The sequence below is a fragment of the Streptomyces sp. NPDC054872 genome (assembly GCF_053610705.1).
On the sequence record NZ_JBSGYY010000046.1, the window covers coordinates 1 to 16,012 of the forward strand.

At 70.5% G+C, this 16,012-nt stretch carries 8 protein-coding genes; 1 reads left to right on the plus strand and 7 read right to left on the minus strand.

The window, feature by feature from the left end; all coding sequences use genetic code 11:
- The 3 genes from ACWGIH_RS37325 to ACWGIH_RS37335 all read right to left on the minus strand — a co-directional run.
- On the minus strand, nt 1-509 hold a 509-nt coding region (locus ACWGIH_RS37325), incomplete at its 3' end, for an alpha-amylase family glycosyl hydrolase (protein ID WP_453452846.1).
- Nucleotides 506-2,713: an alpha-1,4-glucan--maltose-1-phosphate maltosyltransferase gene (locus tag ACWGIH_RS37330; RefSeq protein ID WP_453691755.1), complete on the minus strand. Its 2,208-nt coding sequence runs from the start codon at nt 2,711-2,713 to the stop codon at nt 506-508. The genes ACWGIH_RS37330 and ACWGIH_RS37325, both read right to left, overlap by 4 nt.
- A 353-nt stretch (nt 2,714-3,066) precedes the next feature.
- A complete protein-coding gene (locus ACWGIH_RS37335) occupies nt 3,067-4,281 on the minus strand; it encodes a S8 family peptidase (protein ID WP_453450177.1) in 1,215 nt (404 codons plus the stop codon).
- A gap of 405 nt (nt 4,282-4,686) precedes the next feature.
- On the opposite strand from ACWGIH_RS37335, the gene glgP reads away from it, so the two are divergent.
- Nucleotides 4,687-7,317, plus strand: coding sequence for an alpha-glucan family phosphorylase (gene glgP / locus ACWGIH_RS37340; protein ID WP_453450175.1), 2,631 nt, complete (start codon nt 4,687-4,689; stop codon nt 7,315-7,317).
- Nucleotides 7,318-7,385: 68 nt separating this feature from the next.
- Here glgP and ACWGIH_RS37345 read toward each other — a convergent pair whose 3' ends face one another.
- The 4 genes from ACWGIH_RS37345 to ACWGIH_RS37360 form a co-directional block, all read right to left on the minus strand.
- Nucleotides 7,386-9,020, minus strand: coding sequence for a M4 family metallopeptidase (locus tag ACWGIH_RS37345; RefSeq protein ID WP_453450173.1), 1,635 nt, complete (start codon nt 9,018-9,020; stop codon nt 7,386-7,388).
- A gap of 329 nt (nt 9,021-9,349) precedes the next feature.
- Nucleotides 9,350-11,407 carry a M4 family metallopeptidase gene (locus tag ACWGIH_RS37350; protein WP_453450172.1) on the minus strand — a complete coding sequence of 686 codons (2,058 nt, stop codon included), beginning with the start codon at nt 11,405-11,407 and terminating at the stop codon, nt 9,350-9,352.
- Nucleotides 11,408-11,798: 391 nt separating this feature from the next.
- Entirely contained in the window at nt 11,799-13,778 is a 1,980-nt protein-coding gene (locus ACWGIH_RS37355; RefSeq protein ID WP_453450171.1) for an ABC transporter ATP-binding protein, read from the minus strand.
- Complete coding sequence (locus ACWGIH_RS37360) at nt 13,775-15,865, minus strand: ABC transporter ATP-binding protein (protein WP_453450170.1); 2,091 nt, start codon at nt 15,863-15,865, stop codon at nt 13,775-13,777. Before ACWGIH_RS37360 ends, ACWGIH_RS37355 begins: the two co-directional genes overlap by 4 nt.
- Nucleotides 15,866-16,012 lie beyond the last annotated feature (147 nt).

The following is a 16,012-nucleotide window of genomic DNA, read 5'->3' on the forward strand; positions in this document are numbered from 1 at the left end:
AAGGTCCAGTTGGAGGCTTCGGTGTCGACGAAGATGATGCGGGCGTCGGCGTACTGTTTGTCGTCGTCGGCCCAGACGTAGTAGTCGCCGTAGGGGCCTTCGGGGTCGGTGCGGGAGGCCTGGAACCACGGGTGCTGGTCGCTGGTGTGGTTCATCACGAAGTCGATGATCACGCGCATGCCCCGCTGATGCGCGGAGTCCACGAACTCCACGAAGTCGGCGAGATCGCCGAACTCCGGAAGGACCGCGGTGTAGTCCGACACGTCGTAACCGCCGTCCCGCAACGGCGACTTGAAGAACGGCGGCAGCCACAGGCAGTCCACGCCCAGCCACTGCAGATAGTCCAGCTTGGCGGTGATGCCCTTGAGGTCGCCGATGCCGTCGCCGTTGCTGTCCTGGAAGGAGCGGACCAGGACCTCGTAGAAGACCGCGCGCTTGAACCACTCGGGGTCGCGGTCCTTGGCGGGCGTGTCCTCGAATGTGTCCTGGACGGGCTCGTTGATGATCATGATGTGGGTGACCCTCCGATCAACGGTGAGGACGGTCGCAGAGCCCGGTCGTGCTCATCCGGGGAGAAATCCCCGGGCCCCCGGCCGACGAGCAACACATGCGCGCCGCCCGGACCGAGGCGCACGTAGTTGGCCCTGCCCCAGTGATAGGTGTTGCCGGTGAGCTCGTCGCGCACCGGCACGGTCTCGTGCCAGTGGAGGCCGAGTTCCGGCATGTCCAACGAGACCGTGGCCTCCTGGGTGTGGTGGGCGTCGAGGTTCACGACCACCAGAACCGTGTTCGATCCGTCCTTGCCGCCGGCCGTCTTCGAGTACGCGATCACCGCTTCCTGGTCCGTGGGGTGGAAGTGCAGGCCACGCAGCTGCCGCAGGGCGGGGTTGGAGCGCCGTACGCGGTTCAGCGTGGTGATGAGGGGCGCGATGGTGGAGCCGGTGCGCTCGGCGGATTCCCAGTCACGCGGGCGCAGTTGGTACTTCTCCGAGTCCAGGTACTCCTCGCTGCCCGCCCGCGCCGGGGCGTTCTCGCAGAGTTCGTACCCGCTGTAGACGCCCCAGGTCGGGGCGAGGGTCGCGGCGAGCACCGCCCGGGCCTCGAAGGCGGGGCGGCCGCCGTTCTGCAGGTAGGCGTGCAGGATGTCCGGGGTGTTGACGAAGAAGTTCGGCCGGAGGTAGTGGGCGGTCTCACCCGCCAACTCCCGCGCGTAATCCGTCAGTTCATCCTTGGCATTGCGCCAGGTGAAGTAGGTGTAGGACTGCTGGAAGCCGATGGCGGCCAGGGTGCGCATCATGGCGGGGCGGGTGAAGGCCTCGGCGAGGAAGATGACGTCGGGGTCGGTGGCGTTGATGTCGCCGAGGACCTGTTCCCAGAAGGTGACGGGCTTGGTGTGCGGGTTGTCGACGCGGAAGATGCGTACGCCGTGGTCCATCCAGAACCGCAGCAGGCGTACGGTCTCGGTGATCAGGCCGGGCATGTCGCGGTCGAAGGCCAGGGGGTAGATGTCCTGGTATTTCTTGGGCGGGTTTTCGGCGTAGGCGATGCTGCCGTCGGCGCGGTGCTGGAACCACTCGGGGTGTTTGTCGACCCAGGGGTGGTCGGGGGAGCACTGCAGGGCGAAGTCGAGGGCGACTTCGAGGTGCAGGTCGCGGGCGCGGCGCACGAAGGCGTCGAAGTCCTCCAGGGTGCCCAGGTCGGGGTGGATCGCGTCGTGGCCGCCTTCGGGGGAGCCGATGGCCCAGGGCACGCCGACGTCGTGGGGTCCGGGGGACAGGGAGTTGTTGGGGCCCTTGCGGTAGGTGGTGCCGATGGGGTGGATGGGGGGCAGGTAGACGACGTCGAAGCCCATCGCGGCGACGGCTTCCAGGCGCTCGGCCGCGGTACGGAAGGTGCCCGATGTCGGCGGCTGTCCCTCGCGCACGACGGCGCCCTCCGAGCGCGGGAAGAACTCGTACCAGGACCCGAACAGCGCCCGCTCCCGCTCCACGAGCAGCGGCAACCGCTCCGATTCCGTGACGAGTTCGCGCAGTGGATGCTCGGCGAGGACCGCGTCCACCTCCGGGGTGAGGGCGGCTGCGAGGCGGGCCGTGGCGGGGCGTCCCGTGTCGCGCAGGGCCTCGGCGGCGGTGCCGAGGGTGGCGCGGTGGGCCTTGCTCACCGAGGGCGCGGCCGCGGCGCGTTCGTGGAGGCGGGCGCCTTCCTCAAGGACGAGTTCGGTGTCGATGCCCGCAGGAATCTTGATGTGCGCGTGGTGGCGCCACTGGGTGAGGGGATCGCCCCACGCCTCCACGGTGTACGTCCAGTGTCCCTCCGCGTCCGGGGTGACGTCCGCGCCCCACCGGTCGGTGCCGGGGGCCAGTTCGCGCATCGGCGTCCATGGCCCGGGGCGCCCGCGCGGGTCGCGCAGGACGACATTGGCGGCGACCGCCTCGTGCCCTTCGCGGAAGACGGTGGCGGTGACCTGGAAGGTCTCGCCCACCACGGCTTTGGCGGGCCGCCGCCCGCCGTGGACGAGCGGTGCGATGTCGAGGACGGGTATGCGGCCGGTGAGGGTGCCGGACCGGGCGGGGGAGGGGGGTGGATCCTGTGTGTCCGGCGGGTTCTGCTGAGCCCGCGTGTCCTGCTGCGGTGCCGGGGGTGCGGGCACTCTTGTGGAGGCCTTTCCCGAGGCTTTTCCCGAGGGCGTCGCCGACGGGCGAGTTGAGGGCATTACCGCTCCTGTCCGCGTTACATGAGTGGGGCGGATACGGGGTTCTGGAGGGGTTCAGCGACTGCGTGCCGCGCTTGTGGCCGTACTTGAGCCGTGACTGCCGTACTTGAGCCATGACTGCCGTACCGAGTCGTGACTGACCGTACTGAGCCGTGTGCGTACCGGGGGAGCCTTCCCACCAACTCCGGGTGGGAAATCCGGCGCTTTGCCAGCTACTGGTGCGTAGGCCCCGTTAAGAAGACCGGCGTCCTATCGAGGGTGCTTCGGGATCGCGCAAGAGGCAAGGCCGCACCCGCACACACAGAACCGGCCCCGCCGGGTTCGGCGGGGCCGGTCCTGTGCTGCGTCGTGCTCTACGGGTTGTTGACCTGCAGCAACTTGTTCGGGGAGCCGAGACCGGCGCCCGTCACCTTGCCCGGCACCGCCTGGTCGGTCAGTGCCTTGCTCACCTCGGCCGGGGTGTCCGACGGGTGATCGGCGAGGTGGAGCGCCGCCGCGCCCGCCGCGTGCGGCGAGGCCATGGAGGTCCCCGAGATGGTGTCCGTGGCGCCGTCGTCCGTGTTCCACGCGGAGGTGATGCCGACGCCCGGCGCGAACAGGTCCAGGCTGCCGCCCCAGTTGGAGAAGCTCGCCTTGGCGTCCTTGACGTCGGTCGCGCCGACCGTGATCGCCTCCTTCACGCGGGCCGGTGAGAACAGGAACGCGGGGAGCCCGTCGTTGCCCGCCGCGACCGTGTAGGTGACCCCGGACGCGATCGAGTTGCGTACGGCGGCGTCCAGTTGGGCGTTGGCCGTGCCCCCGAGGCTGAGGTTGGCGACGGCGGGTTTCCGCGCGTTCTTCGTCACCCAGTCGATGCCCGCGATCACCTGCGCGGTCGTCCCCGACCCCGCGTCGTCGAGCACCCGGACGCCCACGACGTCCGCCTTCTTGGCGACGCCGTGGCTCTCGCCCGCTACGGTCGCCGAGACATGCGTGCCGTGGCCGTTGCCGTCCTGGGCCGTGGCGTCGTTGTCGATGAAGTCCCAGCCGCTGCTCGCCCGGCCGCCGAAGTCCTCGTGCGAGGCGCGGATTCCGGTGTCGATGACGTACGCCGTCACGCCCTGCCCCGCCGACTTGGGCGAGGTGTAGGACGTGTCGAGCGGCAGATTCCGTTGGTCGATCCGGTCGAGGCCCCAGGAGGGCGGGTCCTGCTGGGTCCGGTCCAGGGACACGGTGCTGTCCTGGAAGACGGAGGCGACCCGGGGGTCACCCGCGAGCCTCTTGGCCTGCGCCGAACCGGCCCGCACCGCGTAGCCGTTGAGCGCCGTGCCGTAGGTGTGACGTATCTTCGCCCCGTACTTCGCGGCGAGGCCCTTGCCCGCCTGTGACGGGGCCGTGGTCCCGCCCTTGAGCGTGACGATGTAACTCCCGCTGATGGAACCGGGCTCACCGGCGCCGAGTATCTCCCCGAGCGGGGGATCGGCGGGATCGGCGTGTGCGGGCAGCGTGCTGGCCGAAAGTACCACCGCCGTGGTGGCGGCGGTGACGGCCCCGGCCCACCGCAGACGCTTCGTGCGCGAAAGAGTCATACGCTGGTTTCCCTCCCCAACTTGACGTGCGTCTCGTGGAGTTGGAGCGGTCTGTGCCGAATTCCCCGTATCCTCCACGAGCGCCACTTGGCAGCCTCTCGTGTGGCGTGAGGGCCTACAAGACCACACGGCGTGGGGGAATCGGCCATACCGCCGGTGGGGGTGCTGTGAGGGTTGCGCCGATTTCCGGCCGGATTCGGGATGCCTCCGTCAGGCGCGGGACCACGGGGTGACCGCCGGTAGCCCGACGTCCGTTTTCCGCCGCCCCGGCCCCGGCCCGACCCCGGCCCGATTCAGGTCCCTCCGCCGTGCGCGTCCGTGCGCCGTAGTTGCGAAGGGGCGGGCACCGCTACCGTCTACGCGTAGGTCGATAGGTAACGCATCCCCCGCAGAGGTGGAGTCGCTGTGAAGGCCATCCGTCGATTCACCGTACGTCCCGCCCTTCCCGAACCCCTCACCCCGCTCTCGGAGCTGGCGCGCAATCTGCGCTGGTCCTGGCACACGGAAACCCGTGAACTGTTCGAGTCCGTCGACCCCGAGCAGTGGGCCGCGTCCGGGTGCGACCCCGTGCGCCTGCTCGGCGGCGTGTCGCCCGCCCGTCTCGCGCAGCTTGCGGAGGACGGGCCCTTCCTGCGCCGCCTGGCCGAGGCCTCGGAGGGGCTTCGGGAGTACGTCACCGGGGCGCGCTGGTATCAGGAGCAGGCAGCCGACCGTGGGGGTGAGCTCCCGCGCGCCGTCGCCTACTTCTCGCCGGAGTTCGGCATCACCGCCGCCCTGCCGCAGTACTCGGGAGGGCTCGGCATCCTCGCGGGCGACCACCTGAAGGCGGCGAGCGACCTCGGGCTTCCGCTCATCGGGGTCGGACTGCTCTACCGGCACGGCTACTTCCACCAGTCCCTGTCCCGTGACGGCTGGCAGCAGGAGACCTACCCGGTGCTCGACCCGAACGAGCTGCCGCTCACCCTCCTGCGCGAGGCGGACGGCACGCCGAGCCTGGTCGCGATCGCCCTTCCCGGCGGACGCTCGCTGCGTGCGCACGTATGGCAGGCGAGCGTCGGGCGCGTACCGCTCCTCATGCTCGACTCGGACGTCGAGGAGAACGACGCCGGCGCCCGCGAGGTGACCGACCGGCTCTACGGCGGCGGCAGCGAGCACCGGCTGCTCCAGGAGATGCTGCTCGGCATCGGCGGGGTGCGCGCCATCAGGACGTACTGCCGGCTGAGCGGGCACGCCGAGCCCGAGGTCTTCCACACGAACGAGGGCCACGCGGGATTCCTCGGACTTGAGCGGATCCATGAACTCTCCCGCAAGGGCGTCGAGTTCGACGCGTCCCTGGAAGCCGTCCGCGCCGGGACCGTCTTCACCACCCACACCCCCGTACCCGCCGGGATCGACCGCTTCGACCGCGAGCTGGTGGCCCGGCACTTCGGCCCGGACGCCGAACTGCCGCGCATCGACGTGGAACGCATACTGCGACTCGGCATGGAGACGTATCCCGGCGGCGAGCCCAACCTCTTCAACATGGCGGTGATGGGCCTGCGGCTCGGGCGCCGCGCCAACGGCGTCTCCACCCTGCACGGCAAGGTGAGCCGTGAGATGTTCGCGGGCCTGTGGCCGGGATTCGACGCCGAGGAGGTGCCGATCGCCTCCGTCACGAACGGCGTGCACGCCCCGACCTGGGTCGCTCCCGAGGTGTTCCGCCTCGGCGCACGGCAGATCGGCGCGCAGCGCACGGAGGACGCGCTGTCGGTGGGCGGCTCCGACCGGTGGGACGCGGTCGCCGAGATCCAGGACGCGGACATCTGGGAGCTGCGCCGCGAGCTGCGGGGCCAGCTGGTGACGGAGGTCAGGCGGCGGCTCTATGCGTCTTGGCGGCAACGGGGTGCAGCGAGTGCTGAGTTGGGGTGGATCGACGACGTATTCCACCCGGACGTCATGACGATCGGTTTCGCGCGCCGGGTCCCCTCGTACAAGCGCCTGACGCTGATGCTGCGGGACCGCGACCGGCTGATGGAACTGCTCACCCATCCCGAACGGCCGATCCAGATCGTGGTGGCGGGCAAGGCGCACCCGGCGGACGACGGGGGCAAGCGCCTCATCCAGGAGCTGGTGCGCTTCACGGATGATCCGCGGGTCCGCAATCGGATCGTCTTCCTGCCGGACTACGGCATGGCGATGGCGCAGAAGCTGTATCCGGGGTGCGACGTCTGGCTGAACAACCCCCTGCGTCCGCTCGAGGCGTGCGGGACCAGCGGGATGAAGGCGGCGCTGAACGGCTGCCTCAACCTGTCGGTCCTCGACGGCTGGTGGGACGAGTGGTTCGAGCCGGACTTCGGCTGGGCGATTCCCACGGCGGACGGGGCGGCCACGGACGACGACCGCCGGGACGACCTGGAGGCCGCGGCGCTGTACGACCTCCTCGAGCGCAGGATCACGCCCCGCTTCTACGAGCGGGGGCCGGGAGGCCTGCCCGACCGGTGGATCGAGATGGTGCGCCGGACGCTGACCCGGCTCGGGCCGAAGGTGCTCGCCGGGCGGATGGTGCGGGACTACGTGGAGCAGTTGTACGTTCCCGCCGCCCGTGCGCATCGCACGCTGGACGCGGACGCCGCGGTGGATCTTGCCGACTGGAAGGCGCGGGTGCGTGCCGCCTGGCCGCGGGTCGCCGTCGACCATGTGGAGGCCTCGGCGTCGGGAGCCACCGCCGAACTGGGGGCCACGCTCTCGTTGCGGGTCCGCGTGCATCTGGGCGATCTGACCCCGGACGACGTGGAGGTGCAGACGATCTCGGGCCGCGTCGACCCCGAGGACGTCATCGCCGAGGCGAGTCCGGTTCCGCTGAAGCCGGTGGGCGGGCCCGACGCGGAGGGCCGCCGCCTCTACGAGGGCCCGCTGTCCCTGGACCGCACGGGGCCGTTCGGCTACACGGTGCGGATTCTTCCGGCCCACCGACTGCTGGCAAGCGGCGCCGAGCTCGGCCTGGTCGCGGTGCCGTCGGAGGGGACGGGGGAGGCCGCCGGGGTGTTGCTGCGGTAGCTGCGGCGCCGGAGCCCAAAAACGCCGGACGGGCTGGAGGACTCCAGCCCGTCCGGTGCTGCGGGGTACTACTTGACGTTGACGCCGGCCCAGGCCGCGTCCACGCCCTTGTACTCGGCGGAGTCCGCGCCGTACAGGTCCTTCGCGGCGCTCAGCGTGCCCTCGCGAGCCGCCTTGTAGTCCGTCGTCGTCGTGAAGTAAGACGTCAGGGCCTTGAACCAGATCTTCTCGGCCTTGTCGCGCCCGATGCCCTCGACCTTGGAGCCGTCGGCGGTCGGGGAGTCGTACTTGACGCCGTTGATCTCCTTCGCGCCGCTGCCCTCGGACAGCAGGTAGAAGAAGTGGTTGGCGATGCCGGAGGAGTAGTGGACGTCCACGTTGCCCGCGTCGGCGCTCCAGTTGTCCAGGGAGTTGCCGTCCTTGGAGGGCTTGTCCATGTAGCGGAGCGGCGATCCGTCGCCGTTGATGTCGATCTTCTCGCCGACCATGTAGTCGGGCACGTCCTCGGCGTTCTTGGCGTTGAACTCGACCGCGGCCGCGAAGATGTCCGACGTGGCCTCGTTGAGGCCGCCCGACTCGCCGCTGTACTCCATGTTGGCGGTCGCCGCCGTGACGCCGTGCGTCATCTCGTGCGCCGCGACGTCCATCGACGTGAGCGGCTTCTTGTCGCCCTCGCCGTCGCCGTACGTCATGCAGAAGCAGCTGTCGTCCCAGAAGGCGTTGACGTACGCGTTGCCGTAGTGGACCCGCGAGGTAGCGCCCTTGCCGTCGCCCTTGATGCCCTCGCGGCCGTGCACGCCCTTGTAGTAGTCCCAGGTCAACTGGGCCCCGTAGGCGGCGTCGACGGCGGCGGTCTGGGCGTCGTCCGGCTTTCCGGTGCCCCAGGTGTCGTCGTCGTCCGTGACGAGCTTGCCCTCGCCGCTCTGGGCGTGGGCCAGGTCGTACGTCGAGTGACCGCCGCGCGCGTCGTCGGTCAGGTCGAAGCCGTTCGACCCCTTCTTGGAGCCGACCTCGACGTCGCCGCTGTACTGGCTGTGGCCGGCGCCGTTCTCGATGGCCTGGTACTGGAAGAGCTTCTTGCCCGTGGCTGCGTCGGTGATGACGTGCAGCTTGCTGGGCGTGCCGTCCTTCTGGACGCCGGTGACGACGGTCTCGTGGGCCAGGACCGGCTTGCCGGACGCGGCCCAGACGACCTTGCGCGGGGTCCGCGCGTCGGCCTTCTTGGTGTCGCCGCTCTTGGCGGCGGTCGACTCGGCGGACTTCGCGGCCGACTTCGCCCCGACCTTCGCGGAGGTGGAGGCGACCTTGATGGTGGCCTTGGCCGCCTTGGTCACGCTCTTGACCGAGCCGCTCTTGGCGGTGTGGACGACCAGGTCGCCGCCGAGGACGGGCAGACCGTCGTAGGTGCGCTCGTAGCGGGTGTGCGTGGTGCCGTCACGGTCCTTGACGACGTCGCGTACGACGAGCTTCTCCTTGGCGCCGAGGCCGATCTTCTCGGCGGTGGCGGCCTTGTCCGCGTTCGCGTCCTGCAGCAGGCCGGCGCGGGCGGTGGAGGAGAGCGCGACGGGCGCGCCGGAAGGGGACGCGGCCCGGTCGGGCTGCGCGGAGGCTCCGGTGGTAAGACCGCCGGCGAGGAGTGCTCCGGCGGCGACGGCGGTGGCGATGGCCAGCGTGGAGCGCTTCCGGGATATGTGGGGGGTCACGCATGCTCCTTCTGTGGGGGGCCCGGGCGGCGTTGGGGAGCTGCCCGGGCTGAAAGATGCGGTGCGGTGTACAGATGTTCTGTTGTGTCGTGCGAGGGAAGAGTGCCAGTTGGGCCAGGTGCATGTCAGGTACCTGATCGCAGGTTGGCCGGAAATCGTCCGTTGAGCGATGGTCCATGTACGCAATGCGAACGGCGCGTTACGGGGGCGGCCCTTCAACCGGGGCCCGCGGGCGCGCACATGGGTGCGCCGCTCCGGGGAGTGGATCCACCCGGAGCGGCGCAGTCTGCATGTGCCCTTGAGCCCGAGCCCGGACAGGGCTCAGAGGCCTACGGGAACGTCAGCTTCCAGCTGTTGATGCGGCCGACGTCCTGCGCGGCCACGTCCTGGACCTTCAGCTTCCAGGTGCCGTTGGCCACCTCGGACGAGGCGTTGACCGTGTAGGTCGCCTGGATGTTGTCCGCCGAGTCCGACGAACTGGAGTTCTTCAGGCGATACGTGGAGCCGTCCGGGGCCACCAGGTCGACGACCAGGTCCCCGCGCCAGGTGTGGACGATGTCGACGCCGACCTTCAGGGCGGCGGGCGCGTTGCCCGTGCGGCCGGTGACGTTGACCGACGAAGTGACGGCCGCTCCGTTGTCCGGGATGGCGACGTCGGTGGTGTTCTCGAAGTCGGTGCCACCGCCGCCACCGGGACGCGCGCCGACGTTGACGCCGGCCCACGCGTGGGCCACCGCGTTGTACTCGGGGCTGCTGGTGCCGTACAGCTCACCGGCGACCGCGAGGGTCCCGGTGCGGGCCGCCGCGTAGTTGGTGGTCGTGGTGAACTTCGTCGTCAGCGCCTTGAACCAGATGAGCGACGCCTTGTCACGACCAATTCCGGTCACGGGCAGGCCGTCGGAGGTGGGCGAGTCGTACGAGACGCCGTTGATCACCTTGGCGCCGCTGCCCTCGCTCAGCATGTAGTAGAAGTGGTTGGCGACACCGGACGAGTAGTGGACGTCGATGCTGCCGATGCCCGAGTACCAGGAGTCCTTGGACGAGCCGTCCTTGCTCGGCTTGTCCATGTAGCGCAGCGGGGTGCCGTTGCCGCGGATGTCGATCTTCTCGCCGACGTTGTAGTCGCCCACGTCCTGCGGGTTGTTGGCGTGGAACTCCACGGCCGCCGCGAAGATGTCGGACGTCGCCTCGTTCAGGCCGCCGGACTCACCGCTGTACGTCATGTTGCCGGTGGCCGCCGTCACGCCGTGCGTCATCTCGTGGGCCGCCACGTCGATGGACGTCAGGGGCTTGGCGTTGTTCGCGCCGTCGCCGTACGTCATGCAGAAGCAGGCGTCGGACCAGAACGCGTTGACGTAGTTGTTGCCGTAGTGGACCCGCGAGTACGCGCCGACGCCGTCACCCCGGATACCGGAGCGGCCGTGCACGTTCTTGTAGTAGTCCCAGGTCAGCGCCGCCCCGTAGTGGGCGTCCGCGCCTGCCGTCTCCAGGTTGGACGCCTGGCCGTTGCCCCACACGTCGTCCGGGCCCGAGAAGAGCGTGCCGGTGCCGGACGTGCCGCGGTTCAGGTTGTACGTCTTGTGGTTGCCGCGGCCGGTGTCGGTCAGGGTGTAGTTGGACCCCGACTGTGCCGTTCCCAGCGTGACTTGACCGCTGTACTGGGTGTTGCCCGTGCCGTTCTCGATGCCCTGCCACTGGAAGAGCTTCTTGCCGGTGGCCGCGTCCGTGATGACGTGCAGCTCGTTCGGGGTGCCGTCGTGCTGCAGCCCGCCGACCACCGTCTCGTACGCGAGCGTCGGCTCGCCCTGGGCCATCCAGACGACCTTGCGCGGCTCGCGGTCCGCGTCGGTCTTCTTCGACCCCTCGGCCTTCGCCGCGCCGAGCGCCTGCTTCTCGGCGGTCGCCGCCTTTACCTCGGCGCTCATGTCGACGCCCTTGAGCTGCGCCTTCGCGGCCTTGGTGACGCCCTCGGTCTTCCCCGACTTCGCCTCGTCGACCACCAGGTCGCCGCCGAGTACGGGGAGTCCGTCGTACGTGCGCTCGTAGCGGGTGTGCGTCGTGCCGTCGCCGTCCTTGGTGACGTCACGTACGACGAGCTTCTCCTTGGCGCCGAGCCCCAGGTCCTTGGCCGTCTCCGCCTTGGTGGCGTTGGCGTCCTTGAGGAGCGCCGCACGCTGGGCGGGGGTGAGTTTCACGGGCAGGGCACCGGGGTCGGCCTTGCCTATTTTCGCGGCGGCCGGGGCTTTGGACTGCGATATCGCGGGGTCGTCGGCGGATGCCGGGCCCGTCTGGAAAGCCACCGCGATGAGTGCGGCGACGGCGGTCAGGGCGCCCGCGGCGGTGGCGCGTCTGTGGGAGGCAGGTCTGTGAGAGGTGCTTCTCAACACGGACTCCTTCTGCGTGGCCGCGGGATGAGCGGCCAGGGGGACCGGTCGGCGCGGTCGTGCCGTCCGGGCAGAACAAGGCAGAACGTGGAGCTGGAATGCAGGGGTCGAGCGGGGTGGAGCGAGGTGTCGCTGGGAATCGAGGGGAAGAGTGGCACCGGTGCGCAGTGTTTGTCAGGGGTGCGTCAAGAGTTGGCCGGAACTGGTCCGCTGCCCGGTGGCTCACGTTCGATATACGGAGGGGTCGCCCGAGGTGGGGGGCTCCCGATTGTTCGATGAGGGCCCCGCACCACCGGCCCGGAGCGGTGTGGCTGATTCCGCACCCCCGGCCGGGCGCGTGAGTCGGCCGGGCGCGTGAGTCGGCTGGGCGTGCGAGGCGGCCTGAAGTGTGCGGCTACCCCACCACGCTGTCCCGCCACGCCCGGTGCAGGTCCGCGAACGTCCCGCTGCCCTCGATGAGCTCGGCCGGGGTGCCGTCCTCCACGATGCGCCCGTGCTCCATCACGAGCACCCGGTCGGCGATCTCCACCGTGGAGAGCCGGTGGGCGATCACCACGGCGGTCCGCCCGCGCAGCACCGTGTGCATGGCGCGCTGCACGGCCCGCTCACCCGGGATGTCGAGCGAGCTGGTCGCCTCGTCGAGGATCAGCACCGCCGGGTTGGCGAGCAGCGCCCGCGCGAAGGCGACCAACTGCCGCTGACCGGCGGAGATACGGCCACCCCTCTTGCGTACGTCCGTGTCGTAGCCGTCGGGCAGGGACGCGATGAAGTCGTGCGCGCCGATGGCCTTCGCCGCCTGCTCGATCTCCTCGCGGGTGGCGTCGGGGCGGCCGATGGCGATGTTCTCGGCGACGGTCCCGGAGAAGAGGAACGCCTCCTGCGTCACCATCACCACGCCGCGCCGCAGCTCGGCGTTGCCGAGGTCGCGCAGATCGACGCCGTCGAGCAGGACCCGGCCGTCCGTGGGGTCGTAGAAGCGGGCAAGGAGCTTGGCGAGCGTCGACTTGCCCGCGCCGGTGGAGCCGACGACGGCGACGGTCTGCCCGGCGGGCAGCGTCAGGTCGAAGCGGGGCAGGACCTCACCGCCGGTCCGGTAGGCGAACCGTACGCCGTCGAAGTCGACCTCGCGGCCGGGGTGTTCGGAGGCGAGGGCGGGCAGCGGCCGGGCGTGATCCGGGTGCGGCTCGGGCACGGAGGGGGCCTGGGCGAGCAGCCCGGCGACCTTCTCCAGGGACGCGGCGGCCGACTGGTAGGAGTTCAGGAACATCCCGAGCCGGTCGATCGGGTCGTACAGGCGCCGCAGGTACAGCACGGCCGCGGCGAGGACGCCGAGTGCGAGGGTGCCGTCGGTGACGCGGTAGGCGCCCCACAGGACGATGCCGGCGACCGCGGTGTTGGCGACGAGCCGCGAGCCGACCACATATTGGGCCATCTCCAGCATGGCGTCGCCGTTCGCCCGCTCGTGGCGGTGGTTCAGCACGGCGAACTCCGCCTCGTTGGCGCGCTCGCGCCGGAACGCGCGGACCGGACGGATGCCGTTCATCGTCTCGGCGAACTTCACGATGACGGAGGCGATCGTCGTGGACCGCATCCCGAAGAGGGGGCCCGCGCGGCGCTGATAGCGGCGTACGAGGAGGTAGAGCGGCACGAAGGACGCGACGGCCGCGGCGCCGAGGCTCAGGTCGAGCCAGAGCAGCATCGCCGAGATGTAGACGAAGGACAGGATGACGGTGATCAGCTCCTGCAGCCCTTCGCTGAGGAGTTCCCGCAGGGATTCCACGTCGGTGGTGGACCGGGAGATGAGCCGCCCCGAGGTGTACCGCTCGTGGAAGTCCACGCTGAGGGCCTGCGCGTGCCGGAAGATGCGTCCGCGCAGGTCGAGCAGCACGTCCTGGTTGACGCGGGCGGAGGCCACGATGAACGCGTACTGGAATCCGCCGGACGCGAGCGCGCAGAGCAGATAGCCGATGCCGATGGCGACGAGGGGCCCGTAGTCGTCGGCGCGGACCGCGGGCACGCCGCGGTCGATGGCGTACGCGACGAGCAACGGCCCGCCCTGCACGGCGGCCTGCTGCAGGAGCAGCAGCACGGTCGCGAGGGCGACGCGTCCTCGCAGGGGCGAGAGCAGCGAACGCAGCAGGGTGGAGGTGGCGCCGGGGGGTGCGGGCAGAGTGTCCTTGTCGAAGTCGTCGGCGGGGGAGTCGGATCCGCCGGGAGAGGTGCGCTCACCGGGCACGGAGGGGTCGGCGGAACTCTCCGGCGGCGGGCCTCCGCCCTCCCGCTCAGGCGCCTCGGCGCCCCACTGCTCCCGCTCTCCGGGACGCTCCTTCTCTTCCGGCCCGCTGGTACGTGACGCAGGCGTGGACGCACTCATCGCGACCCCTCCCCTTCCGCGGCCCCGCCGCCGTTCTCCCCCTGCACATCCGCACACCCGTCCCCTGCTTGGGCCTGCCCGTCGCCCACGGCAGCCGAGTCCGCGCTCTCTGCCGGGGGAGCGATGCCCTCCGTCGTGCCGTCCACGGGGGTCGAGCCCGTAACCCCTGGCGCGGGAGCGATGCCTGCCGTCTGCTCGGGTGTGGGGGCGTGGCCCGTATCCCCTGCGGGGGCAGCACCCCGCACCCCCGCCCGCCCGTCCACGAAGGCCGAGTCCGCAACCCCCGTCGCGGGAGCGCCCCCCGCCCCCGACATCAGCCACGCGTACTCCGCGTTGTTCCGCAGCAGTTCCTGGTGGGTGCCCACCGCGGTGATCCTGCCCGCGGAGAGCAGGGCGACCCGGTCGGCGAGCAGGACCGTGGAGGGGCGGTGGGCCACCACCAGGGCCGTCGTGTCCCGCAGGACGCGACGCAGGGCCGCTTCCACCAGAGCCTCCGTGTGGACGTCCAGTGCCGAGAGCGGGTCGTCCAGGACCAGGAAGCGGGGGCGGCCCACCACCGCGCGGGCCAGCGCAAGGCGTTGGCGCTGGCCGCCGGAGAGGCTCAGGCCCTGCTCGCCGACCTGGGTGGCCGTGCCCTGCGGCAGCGCGTGCACGAACTTGGCCTGGGCGACATCGAGCGCGCGCTCCAACTCCGTCTCGCCCGCCGCGTCTTCGGCCCCCATCAGGACGTTCTCACCCACCGTCGCGGAGAACAGCGTCGGCTCCTCGAAGGCGACCGCCACCAGTGTGCGCAGCCGCTCACGGTCCATCTCCGCGATGTCCTCGCCGTCCAGCGTGATGCGGCCCCCGCTCACCTCGTGCAGCCGCGGCACCAGCGCCGTCAGCGTCGTCTTGCCGCTGCCCGTCGCCCCGACGAGCGCGAGCGTCTCGCCGGGGCGGATGTGCAGGTCGATCCGGTCGAGCGCGGGCGGTGCCCCGGCAGGCGCGTCCGGGTAGCGGAACTCCACGCCGTGGAAGCGGATTCCGGTCGCGGCGGAGCCACTCGCGGGAGGGGCGGCGGCCTCCGTGGACGACTCCGGTTCCGCGTCCATCACCTCGAAGTACCGCTCCGTGGCCGTCGCCGACTCCTGGCTCATCGCGAGCAGGAACCCGATCGACTCCACCGGCCAGCGCAGTGCCAGCGCCGTCGAGAGGAACGCGACCAGCGTGCCCGTCGACAGGCCGCCGTCCGCCACCTGCACCGTCCCCAGGACGAGCGCCGCACCGATCGCGATCTCGGGCAGCGTCATGATCACCGCGTTGATCGCGGCGAGCAGCCGGGCCTTGGCGAGCTCCGTGCCCCGCAGCGTGTGGGACAGCTCGCGGAACGCCCGCGCCTGACTGCGGTGCCGGCCGAAGCCCTTGATGATGCGGATGCCGAGCACGCTCTCCTCGACGACCGTCGTCAGATCGCCGACCTGGTCCTGCGCCCGCCGGGCCACGGCCATGTACCGGCCCTCGAAGTACGCGCCGACGATCATCAGCGGCACCAGCGGGGTCAGCAGCACGAGGCCGAGCGCCCAGTCCTGTGACAGGAGGATCGCCATGCCGACCACGATCGTCGCTCCGTTCACGACCAGGAACGTCAGCGGGAAGGCGAGGAACATCCGCAGCAGCATCAGGTCCGTGGTGCCGCGCGACAGCAACTGGCCCGAGGCCCAGCGGTCGTGGAAGGCCACCGGGAGCCGCTGCAGATGGCGGTAGAGATCCGCCCGCATCGACGCCTCCACCGAGGCGAGCGGCCGCGCCACCAGCCACCGCCGCAGACCGAAGAGCAGCGCCTCCGCGACACCGAGCAGCAGCAGGAGCAGCGCGCCGAGCCACACCCCCGCGAGGTCCCTGTCCGCCACCGGGCCGTCCACGAGCCACTTCAGCACGAGGGGGAAGACCAGGCCCGTACAGGAGGCGATGACGGCGACAAATGCCGCGCTGAACAGGCGAGTTCGGACCGGGCGTACGTACGGCCACAGGCGCAGCAGCGTCCGTACGGCGGACTTTCCGCCCGCTGGATCCGCTGCTTCCTTGGTCGCTGCATCTGGTTTCGGCATCAGGAGCGAGCCTACGGATGGCCACTGACAGAACCCACCGAGTTTTGGCCCGTCCACGTTCATCCGCTGGTCCTAGGACCGGCCGCCCGGCCGCCCGGCGGCAACTAAGCACTGAGGGCGCGTGAAACACGTACATCCGCGGCCAGT

Excerpts from the sequence above, each read along its gene's own strand:
- ACWGIH_RS37330 (WP_453691755.1), bottom strand. The coding sequence starts at position 2,713 with ATGCCCTCAACTCGCCCGTCGGCGACGCCCTCGGGAAAAGCCTCGGGA.
- ACWGIH_RS37335 (WP_453450177.1), bottom strand. The coding sequence starts at position 4,281 with ATGACTCTTTCGCGCACGAAGCGTCTGCGGTGGGCCGGGGCCGTCACC.
- ACWGIH_RS37355 (WP_453450171.1), bottom strand. The coding sequence starts at position 13,778 with ATGAGTGCGTCCACGCCTGCGTCACGTACCAGCGGGCCGGAAGAGAAG.
- ACWGIH_RS37360 (WP_453450170.1), bottom strand. The coding sequence starts at position 15,865 with ATGCCGAAACCAGATGCAGCGACCAAGGAAGCAGCGGATCCAGCGGGC.